Consider the following 10,961-nt stretch of genomic DNA (forward strand, 5'->3'; position numbering starts at 1 on the left):
GACGATCTTCAAAACACTCGCCGACGCCGAGGTCAACATCGACATGATCGTGCAGAACGTGTCGGCGGCGACGACCGGCCGGACTGACATCTCCTTCACGCTGCCCACGAGTGACGCCTCCGTGGCGCTCACCGCGCTGAAGAAGATCCAGGAGCGCATCGGCTTCGAGTCGCTGCTCTTCGACGACCAGATCGGCAAGGTCTCGCTGATCGGAGCGGGCATGCGCTCGCACCCCGGCGTCACCGCGACGTTCTTCGCCGCTCTCGCCGACGCGGGGGTGAACATCGAGATGATCTCCACCTCGGAGATCCGCATCTCGGTGATCGTCGGACAGGACGAGGTGGACACGGCGGTCAGCGCCGCGCACCGCGCGTTCGACCTCGACGCCGACCAGGTTGAAGCCGTGATCTATGGAGGTACCGGGCGATGAGCCGCAAGCCCACCCTTGCCCTGATCGGCGCGACCGGCGCCGTCGGCACCGTGATGCGGGACATCATCTCCGGCCGCGAGAACGTCTACGGAGACATCAAGCTCGTCGCGTCCGCCCGCTCGGCGGGCAAGGTCCTGAGGGTCCGCGGTGAGGACCTCGTCGTCCAGGAGCTGACTCCCGAGGTCTTCGACGGCGTCGACATCGCGATCTTCGACGTGCCGGACGAGGTCTCCGCGACGTGGGTGCCGATCGCCGCCGAGCGCGGTGCCGTCGTCATCGACAAGTCGGGCACCTTCCGGATGAACCCCGAGGTTCCGCTGGTCGTGCCGGAGGTCAACCCCGAGGCCGCGCGTGAGCGGCCGCTGGGAATCATCTCCACCCCCAACTGCACGACCCTGTCGATGATGGCCGCGATGGGTGCCCTCCACGAGGAGTACGGCCTGCGTGAGCTGGTGGTCGCCTCCTACCAGGCGGTCTCCGGCGCGGGTGTGGCGGGCTCGGCCCGCCTCTACGACGAGGTCGAGGCCCTGGCGGGCGACCGTACGGTCGGGCAGACCGCCGGTGACGTGCGCAAGGTCCTGCAGAACAGGCTCGGGGACGCCGAGTCGCCCTTCCCGGCACCGGTGGCGTTCAACGTGGTGCCGTGGGCGGGCTCGCTCAAGGACGGTGGCTGGGCCTCCGAGGAGATCAAGCTCCGCAACGAGTCGCGGAAGATCCTTGGGATCCACGACCTGAAGGTCTCGGCGACCTGCGTCCGCGTCCCAGTGATCACCACCCACTCGCTGGCCGTGCACGCGACCTTCGAGCGTGAGATCACCGTCGCCGACGCCCATCGGATCCTGGAGGCCGCTCCGACCGTGGTCGTCATGGACGACCCGGCCAACGGCGTCTTCCCGACCCCGGCGGACGTCGTCGGAACCGACCCCACCTACGTGGGCCGAATCCGCCAGGCGCTCGACTTCCCCAACACCCTCGACCTGTTCGTCTGTGGCGACAATCTCCGCAAGGGCGCCGCCCTGAACGCGGCGGAGATCGCCGAGCTGGTCGCGGCCGAGTTCGGGTAACCTCCCCGGTCGTGCGGCGGCATCGGATGTCGCCGCACGACCCTCGCGGCGCTCGCGTGAGCGGCGGGCACCGGAGGCGGTGGAACCCGGCGCTTGGGAGGTGGGATCTCGCGAGTCAGCGGAAGAGGATGTCCCAGTGGTCCGCCTCGCGGGCGTAGAGGGTGCCCGAGGTCGCCGATTCGCCGTACAGGGGGGCTCCGTCACCTCGTATGCCCTGTGACGGATAGTTCTTCGTGATGTAGCGGTTGATGCATGCGTTGGGCTTGATGTCCAGCTTGTAGCCCATGTAGTGGCTGTAGGGGCCCGGGGCATGGCCCACCTCGGTGCCGCCGGTGACGACCAGGGGACAACCGCTGCGGCGCTTCAGCTCGATCACGTCGGAGACGGTGGCGGCCCGGACCGCCTGCAGCGAGGTGCAGTGCCGTCCGCGACGGTTCGCGCATTTACCCGAGGAGCTCCAGGTCAGGCCCGCCGCCCTCAGGCGCTGCTTGGCGTCCGCCTGTGCCAGCCGCACCGGCTGGCGCTGCTTGGCCTGCTGCGCCTGAGGGGGGTGGGCCTCGGTCGGGCTCTCGGGGGCGGAGGGTGCCTGCTCCGCGAAGGTTTCGGGGAGGGACTGCGGCTGGAAGGCCCGGGTCTCCCGGGGGCTCTGGGGGATCAGGGGGGCTGCCTGTTCCGATGGCGCGTCCGCGGTGGCGGTGTCCCGCGTTCGCGCCGCGGCTTCGAGAATCGGGGGAGTCGCCTGTTCCGGTGGCGTGCCCGCCAGGGCGGCGGCCCGCGTCCGTCCCGTGGTCTCGAGGATCAGGGGGGTCGTCTGTTCCGGCGGTGTGCCCGTGGTGGCGATGTCCCTCCCCTGGAGGGAGGGCTCCTGGTGGACGGTCCGGCGGTAGAGCCCGGCGGTTTCCAGGGCGCCGGTGTCGTACGTCCCGATGATCGTGGACCGGCGTGCCTCCGCCGGGCCGGCCGCGATCGGCCGGCTCACGATCGTGACGGTGGCCGACGCGTGTCCGCTCTCCGCGGTCGCACTGTCGTCCCGGGCCGATGCGATGAAAGATATCTGCAGAGCGAGCAGTGCTCCGGCGGTGAACCGGGCAGCCCGCTGTCTACAGGGACGTGTCCCCATTATGTATCCCTTGTCGCGGGAGCCCTTCCGCCAAATGGATCAATCCCACCCCCGAACCCGGATGATCCCTCCCGAAGAGTGAATTTTGCCCGGTAATGGGGATCATCGTGCGGCTCGATGACCTGCTGAGACAGGGGTCGCACGGTGCTCGGCATGATCGGGTCGCTGCCGCCAGAGGCACGCGGAGGCGAGAGCCGGGTGGCAATAGTTGATATGAGTGGCGGGGGCAATGTGGCGCGCCTAGGGTCGTTGACTGGGGCTTCTCCCTGGTGACGCGGGACGGATGATCTAGGGTTCGTCCAGTGGAGAGAGACCAGACGAGCCCGTTCTCCCAGCTCCAAGCGATAGGTGACAGGTGCTCTATGGCCGAGCCGCCCCCGAGAAGCCGTGGATCAGACAGGACCCGTGAGGTCATCGTGGAAACGGCCCTGCGGCTTTTTCGCGAGCGAGGGTACGAGGCGACCACGATGCGGGCCATCGCCGCCGAGGCCGGGGTGTCGGTGGGCAACGCCTACTACTACTTCGCCTCGAAGGAGATCCTGGTCCAGACCTATTACGACCGGGCCCAGGCCGAGCACGAGGCCGCATGCGAGAAGCTGCTGGCCACCGAGCGCCGATTCGCCGCACGGCTGGAAGGCGTGCTGCGGGAGTGGGTGCGGGTCTCCGAGCCGTACCACGAGTTCGCGGTGAAGTTCTTCAAGCACGCGGCCGAGCCGAGCAACCCGCTCAACCCGTTCAGCGCCGAGTCCTCGCCCTCCAGGGACGCGTCGATCGAGATCTACCGGCGGGTCGTGGAGGGATCCTCCGACCGCATGGACGCCGAGTTGCGGGCCGAGCTGCCCGAACTGCTCTGGCTGATGTCGATGGGCGTCGTGCTGTTCTGGGTGCACGACGACTCGGAGGGATGCCGACGGACATATCGGTTCATCGAGCTCACCGTGCCGCTGGTGGACCGGCTGGTGGGGCTCTCGCACCTGCCTGGCCTGCGCGGGGTCGCCCGTGACTTCATCGCGGGAGTTCACGAACTTCGCGAGTGAATACCGGCGGAACTCCAGGAATCATCGTGTCGATCTGATTACCCTGAGTGGTTGATTTGATGACGGATTCAAGGGAGTCCCATGGGTTGGGTAGCCGTGCTGGTGGTGCTGTCCGTCGCGATCCTGCTGATCGCGTTCCGTGTGCTGAGGAGGAAGGGGCGGGATGACGACGGGCACGGCTCGTCGTCCATCGACTTCTCCGCCAATCTCGCCCTCGCCGTCTACCTGCTGGTGCTGGCCTACGCCGCGGTCCTGTGCCGGGACGGGCTCTGGGCGACGGAGACCGACGTCCAGGCCGAGGCCGAGAGCCTCACCGAGATGTACTGGTCGGTGGCGCCCATCCCCGAGGCGGTGCCGGTCAGGACCCAGATCCGCCAGTACACCGCGCAGAGCATCGACCTCGACTGGCCGCTCATGGCCGGCAGCGAGATGTCCCCGCTCCCCGGGCAGACCCTCGCCGACATGCGGGCCTCGGTGCTCCGGCTCCAGCCGATCGGCGACGCGAGCAAGAACCTCCAGCAGGACGCGCTCGACCGGATCTCCGAGATCTCCCACGCCCGAACGGTAAGGGGGGACGACGCGAGCACTGGTCTGGAGAGCATCTTCGTGATCTCGATGATCCTCTCCGGGCTGCTGGTGATCGCGCTGCCCTGGACGCTCAGGGTGCGGCCCACGTTCCCGTCGATCGTCGCCGATCTGGTCCGGGTGGGCGTGGTCGTCATCGGGGTGTGTTTCATCATCCTGATCAGCCACCCGTTCAGCGGGCCGGGTGCCGTCGGGCCTGACGCGTTCAAGGCCGCGCAGCGGCAGTACGACCAGATCGACGGCCAGTTTCCCGCCCAGCCGTAGTTCGGCGCGTCCGGGATCGGAAAAGCCCGCCGGTGGTTCCCGGCGGGCTTCGTCGTCCGGTCGTGTGCCGTCCGCGCTATCTGCGGCCCCGGTGGTTGAGGGCGGCGACCGCGGTGACCGAGATCACGCCGGTGAACATCACCAGGAGGACGAGCCTGCGGTCGGTGCCCTCGCGCCGCTCGGCGTAGCGGTCCAGCACCAGTCGCTGCCGCAGGAGGGGAGGAACGCTGGGACGCGCCACCGGTGCGGGCCGCGGGGGGCGGGTCCGGGGTGGTGTCGGCGTGACAGCGGCCTTGGGAACGTAGGCGGGCGGGCGGGGCCGGGGTGGTGAGGGTGGGGCGGGCGTAGGCGACTCCGGTTCGGGCTCGGGTGTCGGTTCAGGTTCGGGTTCGGGTGTCGGTTCGGGCTTGGGTTCAGGCTTGGGTTTGGAATCCGGCTCCGGTTCCGGCTTGATCGGAATGTCTGCCGGGTAGCCCGGTTTCTCCGGCGGTTCCTTCGGATGGTCCGGTTCGGGTTTCACCTCGGCGGGAAACGCGACCGGATCCTCGGGCTCCCAGCCCACCTGGGGAGGTGCTGTCGGGTAGTCGGGCTCGGCCTTCATCTCGGGTGGCGGCATGGCCGGATATCCGGGCTCCCAACTCGCCTGGGGGCCTGCTGTCGAGTGGTCCGTCTCGGGTTCCGGGCGCGCTGAGCGACTGGAGGCCGAGATCGGCTTTCTGATGTGCTGGACGACCTGCGGGGCGGGCGGGCCGGCACCGCCCGCCGTCAAGAGCGTCGAGCGCGTCGAGAGCGCCGAGAGCGAGGGCGGCACGGCCGGCGCGGCCGGTGCGGGGGCCGCGATACAGGTCGCGAGGATCGCCGCGCCGAGCAGGCCCCGTCGTTTTTTCCTCCACCGATGCGTCGTCACGCAAGGTTTCTAACATCATACGGAAAGTAATGAGAGGGTAAGCGGGGAGCCGATATAGATCATTACATCCGGGGCATACCGTCTGGTTGGTACAGTCAACCTATTGACGACCCCCCAGCCGGGTGCGGCAAGCTACATCAGAATGTCGTTCTAGGGGGAAGGTCCCGGGGCGGCGACCACTGACATGGAGGCGGCACGATGGTTACGGGCCCACGCTGGGGTATGACGGTTCCCTTCTACGACCGCTCACTGGCCGGTTCCAAGGATCTGATCGCCGAACTCCCCGGGCTCGGCTACACCGACGTCTGGTCCGCCGAGGTCAACGGCGTCGACGGCTTCGTGCCCCTGGCGATGGCCGCGGAATGGGCGCCGGGGGTACGGCTCGGCAGCGCGATCGTCCCGGTCTCCACCCGGGGGCCCGGCCTGCTCGCCATGTCCGCCGCGACGCTCGCCGACCTCGCCCCCGATCGCTTCGTCCTGGGCATCGGGGCCTCCTCCCCGGCCATCGTGGAGCGCTGGAACGCCGGAGCGTTCGTCAAACCGTTCGCCAGGACCAGAGACACCCTGCGCTTCCTGCGCAAGGCCCTCGCGGGAGAGAAGGTCACCGAGCGGTACGAGACGTTCGAGGTCAAGGGTTTCAAGCTGGAGCGCGCCCCCAGGATCCCGCCGAAGATCGTGCTCGCCGCGCTCCGCCCCCGGATGCTGCACCTGGCCGCCGGCGAGGCCGACGGCGCGATCACCAACTGGCTCTCGCCGCAGGACGTGCTGAAGGTCAGGGCCGAGGTCGGGCAGGAGACCGAGCTGATCGCCCGGCTGTTCGTGTGCGTCAGCGAGGACGCGGAGAAGGTGCGCGAGCTCGGGCGCTGGATGCTCGCGAGCTATCTGACGGTCCCGGTCTACGCGGCCTTCCACGACTGGCTGGGGCGCGGGGAGGTGCTGCGGCCGATGCACGAGGCATGGGCGGCCGGTGACCGGCAGGCGGCGCTCAAGGCCATCCCCGACGAGGTGGTGGACGAGCTCATCGTGCACGGCGACGCCGCCACGTGCAGGGCCAGGATCAGGGAGTATGTGCGCAACGGTCTGAGCACCCCGGTTCTCGCCCCCATCCCCGGTGGCGAGGTTCCGATCACGCAGGCCGTACGAGATCTGGCCCCCGCCGAGGAGTGACTCTTGCACGACCTGTTGAAGTTGGACGCGCTCGGACAGGCGCAGGCCGTATGGAAGGGAGAGGTCTCTCCGAGAGAGCTCGCCGAGGCGGCGATCGCGCGGATCGAGGCGTGTGACGGCGCGATCAACGCGGTGGTCCACCGCAGGTTCGAGCGGGCACTGGAGGAGGCGGACAAGGTCGAGCTCGACGCTCCCTTCGCGGGAGTGCCGACACTGTTGAAGGATCTGGGCTGGGGCATGGCCGGTGAGCCGTACCGCGCGGGATCGCGTACCCTCGACGGGATCTCGGCGGAGCGTGACGGTTACGCGGTGGCCAAGCTGCGCCGGGCGGGGTTCACGATCCTGGGCCGGACCAACACCCCGGAGTTCGGCACCGCGATCACCACCGAGCCGGTGGCGTTCGGCCCGACCCGCAACCCGTACGACCTCCGCTACAGCAGCGGCGGGTCGAGCGGGGGATCCGCAGCGGCGGTGGCGGCGGGCATGGTCGCGGTGGCCACGGCCAGCGACGGCGGCGGATCGATCCGGATCCCGGCGAGCATGTGCGGGCTGGTCGGGCTGAAGCCCAGCAGGGGCAGGGTCAGCTCGGGGCCGTCGGCGGGCGAGCCCTGGGCGGGCTTCTCGGCCGCGGGCCTGCTCTGCCGTACGGTCAGGGACAGCGCGGCGACCCTCGACGTGGTCGCGGGGACGATGCCGGGCGATCCGTACGGCGCGTCCGCCTGGCGGCGCCCGCTCGCCGAGGAGGTCGGAGCCGACCCCGGGCGGCTGCGGATCGGTTTCCTCACCGAACATCCGGACGGGACCATCTCGCCGGAGGCGGACCTGGTGGCCGCGGTCACCGGGGCCGCCGGGCTGCTGGCGGCGCTGGGGCACGACGTCGAGCCGGGGGGACCGTCCGCGCTCGCCGAGGACGGCTTCGCCACGCACTTCGGCACCGTCGTCGCCGCCCACGTGGCCGCCGACCTGGAGGAGATCGGGCGCTGGCGCGGCAGACCCGTGGAGCTGGACGAGTTGGAGACGCGCAACCGGATCCTGGGCGCGGCGGGTCGCGAGCTCGGTGCGGTCGGCTACCTGTCCTCGCGTGACTGGATCGACGGGTTCCGGCGGCGGATGGCCGCCTGGTGGGAATCCCACGACCTGCTGCTCATGCCGTCCCTGGGGGTGGCGCCCTTCCGCCTCGGCCGGCTGCCCGCGGACGACGTCAGCCTCTCGCGGGGCCTGACCAACCAGGCGGTGGCGTTCACCTCGCCGATCAACGCCACCGGGCAGCCCGCGATCTCCCTGCCGCTGCACCGCACCGCGGACGGTCTGCCGGTAGGCGTGCAACTGGTCGCCGCGGCGGGACGGGAGGATCTGCTCATCCGGGTGGCCGCCCAGATCGAGGAGGAGCGGCCCTTCCAGCACCCGGCGATGCGCTGATGCGATTTTTTCGGGATATTTGGTGATATCGGGGAACGGATGGACGGGAGCGGCGGCGGGGGTGTGACCGTCCCGGTCGCGGCGGGCGTTCGGGAACCGCATCGGAAAATCACGCGTTATATCGTGAGGTGGCGGGGTAATACGCCACCAGGCGAACGTGCTTCCGAGAGGAATCCCCATGGCGAAGGCGGCGCGCGCGGCACAGGCGTGGAAGACGTACAGGAATGTGTCGAAGCCGGGCTCGCCCGGTCTCGGCGCTCGCCTGCGCGCCCTCCCCAGGATGATCGGCGCGGTCATGCGCGGGCAGTACCCCGGTATGAGCAAGGGCAAGCTGGCCATGATGGGCCTTGGCGTGCTCTACATCATCTCGCCGATCGACGTCATCCCCGACTTCCTGGTTCTCATCGGAGTGGCCGACGACTTCGGCGTCTTCCTGTGGCTGATGAGTTCCCTGCTCGGCGAGGGCGGACGCTACGTCGACTGGGAGCGTGACCGGGTCAGAGCTGTTCCATCCTGAGCCAGGCGCGAGAGGGCAGCGGGTGGCCGAACAGGCGGGCGGCGTTGCCGTAGGCCACCCGGGCGATGTCGGCGGGCGGCAGGCTGCCCAGGTTCGTCGCGATGGCCTGCTGGGTGTCGGGCCAGGTGGAGTCGGAGTGGGGGTAGCCGCTCTCCAGCAGCACGTGCTCCAGCCCGACGGCGAGCCGCACCCCGGACAGGGCGTGGTCGTTGAGCGTGCCGAAGAAGAAGTTCCTGCGCAGGACCTCGCTGGGCTTCAGGCCACCCTCCCAGGAGGCCTCGCCGGCCACCGGGTGGTCGAGCGCGTAGTCGGCCCGCTCGGCGAGCATCGGCAGCCAGCCCACTCCCCCCTCCACGATGAGGATCCGCAGCGCGGGGAAGCGCAGCGGGATGCCCGACCAGAGCCAGTCGGCACAGGCGAACATGGCGCTCGCCGGCATCAGTGTGGTGATCGCCTCGATCGGGGTGTCCGGCGAGGGGACGGGTGCCCAGGAGCCGGCGCCGGCGTTCAGGCAGACGACCGTGCCCGTCTCCTCGCAGGCCTGGAAGAACGGGTCCCAGTGGTCGCTGTGGATGGACGGCAGACGTAGCCGGGTGGGGAACTCGGGGAAGAGCACCGCCTTGAAACCGCGCGCCGCGTTGTCGCGGATCTCCTTGGCGGCGATCTCGGGGTCGGTCAGCCAGGGCAGCTGCAGGGCGATGATCCGCTCCGGATAGGTGCCCGCCCAGACGTCCACGTGCCAGTCGTTCCACGCGCGCAGGATCGCCAGGCCGAGTTCCTGGTCGCGGGTCTTGGCGAAGACCATGCCCGACTGCCCGGCCAGCATGCCGGGGAAGCAGAGCGCGGCCCAGACGCCGGCGCGGTCCATGTCCTCGATCCGGGCCTCGATGTCGTGGCAGCCGGGACGCATGTGCTCGAACCGCACCGGGTCGAGCGTCCACTGCTCGCGGGGCAGACCGGCGCCCACGTCGAGCCCGGCGCAGGGGTAGGTGGCACCGCCGTAGCGCCAGACCTGGTGACCCGAGTCGGTCTCGACCACCTTGGGAGCCAGCTCGGCGTACTTCTCCGGCAGCCGGTCGTCGAACATGTCGGGCGGCTCGATCAGGTGGTCATCGGCCGAAATGATCACATAGTCCCGCCGCCTGGGCTCGGGGTCGGGGAGCAGCGGCGTAGTCACACGGTCAACCGTATGACGCTGGAATAACACTGTTCAAGCCGCAAGGTCTCCGGTTGGTATCTCTGTCTCCCAAGACGTCTCTTACCGGCGCCCTACAGGACCACCGGCTAGCCTGTCTGGCGGTGGATCTCGCGTGACGGGGGCAGAGATGCGAGTGGTGGTTCCGGCACGGGGCGACATACCGTACGTCGTGCGCCTGGCACTGCTGTTCGTGCTCGCGATCTCCACGGTGGTCGTCCACCTCAACCAGGCGCCACCCCTGCGGCCCGCCTCGGAGCTCATCTCGGACCTGCGGGACGGTGGGGTGACCAAGGTCGTCTACGACCGCAACTGGCCCGCCTACGGCACGCTGACGTGGTCGCACGGGCCGCTCTCCTGGAGCCAGGCCCGCTTCGACCAGCCCGACGACGTCTGGGACCCCGAGACCACCCGGCTGGTCCCCGAGGCCCTTGAGCGCCGCCAGGGGGCCTTCCTGGCCCAGGTACGCGCCGTGGCCGACCCCGGCGTGGAGATCGTGCGCACCGAGGGCTTCGGCGGTCTGATGGGCTCGCCCGCTTACGGGCGCTGGTGGGAACCCTTCGGCCCGGTGGCGGTGGCGGCGGAGGTGCTGGCCTGGCTGCTCATGCTGACCCGGCCGAACCCCCGCTACGCCAGCCGCTGGGCATGGTTCTGGATGTTCCTCACCGGCGGCTCGCTGCTCTACGTCCTGCTGGAGCCCCATCCCCTGTGGCGCGGACCGTACGAGGTGCTGCCCGCACCGGCCAGAATCGACGGCACGCGAGGGTTCGCGATCGCGGTGGCGCTTCTTTTCGGTATGGCGATGGTCAACGCATGACCATGAGGTAGTAAATAAGGTATGGCTCCCGAAGCGGTCGAAGTCCGGCGCGGCTGGCGGCTCCTCGGGCTGACCATCCGGACGGTGCTCCTGCTCGTCCTGCTCTTCGGCGTCCTGGTCACCGTGCTGAGCCTCACCCCCCGGCCGGGGACACGGGCCGAGCTCCGCGCCGCGGCGGCGGCCGGCCGCGTCTCCTTCCTCGAGTACGACGAGCAGTCCGGCGCGATCCACCGGGTCCGCTGGGCCCAGGGCCCGCTGATCTGGCGCGAGATCGGCCCGGAGGCGCTCCTGGCGGAACGGCCCGCCTACACGAGGGCGGATCTCGGGGGCGACCTGGGCCGGAGCCGGATCAGGGCGACCGAGCCGGACGACTCCGGCAGATGGGAGCTCGTGCCCCTCTGGGGCAGAAAGGTGCCTGCGTCCGTCGGTGGCGTGTGGG

13 protein-coding genes are annotated in these 10,961 nt (G+C 69.6%); 10 read left to right on the plus strand and 3 right to left on the minus strand.

Annotation, left to right across the window (positions count from 1 at the left end; translation table 11 throughout):
- Both ABZ260_RS36500 and ABZ260_RS36505 read left to right on the plus strand, forming a co-directional pair.
- Nucleotides 1–430 (plus strand): ACT domain-containing protein (locus ABZ260_RS36500; protein WP_355626705.1); only part of this gene is annotated, 430 nt, incomplete at its 5' end.
- Complete coding sequence (locus tag ABZ260_RS36505) at nt 427–1,494, plus strand: aspartate-semialdehyde dehydrogenase (RefSeq protein ID WP_350913606.1); 1,068 nt, start codon at nt 427–429, stop codon at nt 1,492–1,494. The genes ABZ260_RS36500 and ABZ260_RS36505, both read left to right, overlap by 4 nt.
- A gap of 115 nt (nt 1,495–1,609) precedes the next feature.
- Here the strand turns inward: ABZ260_RS36505 and ABZ260_RS36510 are convergent, their stop codons facing one another.
- A complete protein-coding gene (locus ABZ260_RS36510) occupies nt 1,610–2,473 on the minus strand; it encodes a hypothetical protein (RefSeq protein ID WP_355626707.1) in 864 nt (287 codons plus the stop codon).
- A 557-nt stretch (nt 2,474–3,030) separates the two neighbouring features.
- Between ABZ260_RS36510 and ABZ260_RS36515 the strand changes: the two genes are divergently transcribed.
- Both ABZ260_RS36515 and ABZ260_RS36520 read left to right on the plus strand, forming a co-directional pair.
- The gene (locus ABZ260_RS36515) at nt 3,031–3,651 is read left to right on the plus strand and encodes a TetR family transcriptional regulator (protein WP_355626709.1); all 621 of its coding nucleotides are present in this window, start codon (nt 3,031–3,033) and stop codon (nt 3,649–3,651) included.
- An 81-nt stretch (nt 3,652–3,732) separates the two neighbouring features.
- The gene (locus ABZ260_RS36520) at nt 3,733–4,500 is read left to right on the plus strand and encodes a hypothetical protein (RefSeq protein ID WP_355547621.1); all 768 of its coding nucleotides are present in this window, start codon (nt 3,733–3,735) and stop codon (nt 4,498–4,500) included.
- Between the two features lie 76 nt (nt 4,501–4,576).
- Here ABZ260_RS36520 and ABZ260_RS36525 read toward each other — a convergent pair whose 3' ends face one another.
- Entirely contained in the window at nt 4,577–4,741 is a 165-nt protein-coding gene (locus tag ABZ260_RS36525) for a hypothetical protein (RefSeq protein WP_355626710.1), read from the minus strand.
- A gap of 373 nt (nt 4,742–5,114) precedes the next feature.
- On the opposite strand from ABZ260_RS36525, the gene ABZ260_RS36530 reads away from it, so the two are divergent.
- From ABZ260_RS36530 to ABZ260_RS36545, 4 genes are all read left to right on the plus strand, one after another.
- A complete protein-coding gene (locus tag ABZ260_RS36530; RefSeq protein ID WP_355626712.1) occupies nt 5,115–5,420 on the plus strand; it encodes a hypothetical protein in 306 nt (101 codons plus the stop codon).
- 185 nt (nt 5,421–5,605) lie between these two features.
- Entirely contained in the window at nt 5,606–6,574 is a 969-nt protein-coding gene (locus tag ABZ260_RS36535; protein ID WP_355626714.1) for an LLM class F420-dependent oxidoreductase, read from the plus strand.
- Between the two features lie 3 nt (nt 6,575–6,577).
- Complete coding sequence (locus tag ABZ260_RS36540) at nt 6,578–7,993, plus strand: amidase (protein ID WP_355626715.1); 1,416 nt, start codon at nt 6,578–6,580, stop codon at nt 7,991–7,993.
- A 178-nt stretch (nt 7,994–8,171) separates the two neighbouring features.
- The gene (locus ABZ260_RS36545) at nt 8,172–8,510 is read left to right on the plus strand and encodes a YkvA family protein (RefSeq protein WP_355626717.1); all 339 of its coding nucleotides are present in this window, start codon (nt 8,172–8,174) and stop codon (nt 8,508–8,510) included.
- Here ABZ260_RS36545 and ABZ260_RS36550 read toward each other — a convergent pair.
- Nucleotides 8,491–9,687, minus strand: a complete 1,197-nt coding sequence (locus tag ABZ260_RS36550; protein ID WP_355626719.1) for an amidohydrolase family protein — start codon at nt 9,685–9,687, stop codon at nt 8,491–8,493. The two genes, ABZ260_RS36545 and ABZ260_RS36550, sit on opposite strands and share 20 nt — an antisense overlap.
- A gap of 133 nt (nt 9,688–9,820) precedes the next feature.
- Between ABZ260_RS36550 and ABZ260_RS36555 the strand changes: the two genes are divergently transcribed.
- Together ABZ260_RS36555 and ABZ260_RS36560 are read left to right on the plus strand one after the other, a co-directional pair.
- Nucleotides 9,821–10,522, plus strand: coding sequence for a hypothetical protein (locus ABZ260_RS36555; protein ID WP_355547607.1), 702 nt, complete (start codon nt 9,821–9,823; stop codon nt 10,520–10,522).
- A 21-nt stretch (nt 10,523–10,543) separates the two neighbouring features.
- On the plus strand, nt 10,544–10,961 hold a 418-nt coding region (locus tag ABZ260_RS36560), incomplete at its 3' end, for a hypothetical protein (RefSeq protein ID WP_355626721.1).

Origin of the sequence: Streptosporangium sp. NPDC006013 (assembly GCF_040614275.1) — a bacterium.
Lineage (GTDB): Bacteria > Actinomycetota > Actinomycetes > Streptosporangiales > Streptosporangiaceae > Streptosporangium.